Source organism: Endozoicomonas acroporae, from assembly GCF_002864045.1.
Lineage (GTDB): Bacteria > Pseudomonadota > Gammaproteobacteria > Pseudomonadales > Endozoicomonadaceae > Endozoicomonas > Endozoicomonas acroporae.
In genome coordinates this window covers 1-941 of the sequence record NZ_PJPV01000290.1, presented here as the reverse complement: position 1 = coordinate 941, position 941 = coordinate 1, and the positions used below count along the sequence as shown (strand labels likewise).

Genomic DNA, 941 nt, shown 5'->3' with positions numbered 1-941 from the left:
TTCACCGCCGTGGTGTTGGCAACCGTTGCTCCATAGCCAACATCCCCCCCCCGATGCCGGCGAGTGCATTTTCACCCGAGGTTTTGACCGTGCTGTTCACCGCCTTGGTGTTGGCAACCGTTCCTGAAACGGACCCACCCCCGATGCCGGCGTGTGCATTGTCACCCGAGGTGGAAATATGAACATTTTCGGCCCGGATATCACTGACTGTGCCATCCACAGTACAGGCTGCCAACCCGGTCGTCTTCGCCGAATTTATATGGGTATCATTAAAGCGAAGGTGCCTGATGCTGCCTTGTTTCAGAGTATCAACTAAACAGTCAGACAGGCCGCTGATGGTATGGCGCTGCCCATCGTACTCCCCGGTGAATGGATGGGTATCATTGCCAATGGATTGATACTCTTTAGTGACAACAATATCCGCCGTCTGTTGATATTTACCGTTCAGTGGAAAGGAGGAGTTTCGACCAATCATGCCCAGGGTTTCTGCATCATTAATCTCTATGGGGGCTGTTGATGCTGTAGCGTCTGTTGACACTGTAGCGGTATTGACCGGGTAAGCATCACTGTATGACAAGCCCAATGCATCCAGAAATCCGGTTCGCGCAGAGCAATTGGCTGTTAACACACGTGGGTCGGCTTTTTGGCAAAGAAGCTGATCATTGGCGATAGATCCAGAATTCTCTTTAATGCCATTGACACAGCTGTTCACCGCCGTGGTGTTGGCAACCGTTGCTCCATAGCCAACATCCCCCCCCTCGATGCCGGCGTGTGCATTTGTACCCGAGGTTGCGACCGTGCTGTTCACCGCCGTGGTGTTGGCAACCGTTGCTCCATAGCCAACATCCCCCCCCCCGATGCCGGCGTCTGCATTTGTACCCGAGGTTGCGACCTTGCTGTTCACCGCCGTGGTGTTGGCAACCGTTGCTCCATAGCCAACA

At 54.0% G+C, this 941-nt stretch carries 1 protein-coding gene; it reads right to left on the bottom strand.

Annotated elements, in window-relative coordinates; translation table 11 throughout:
* Window position 1: 1 nt before the first annotated feature.
* The coding region (locus CX664_RS26890) for a M26 family metallopeptidase (RefSeq protein WP_180966645.1) at window positions 2-941 on the bottom strand (940 nt) is incomplete at its 5' end.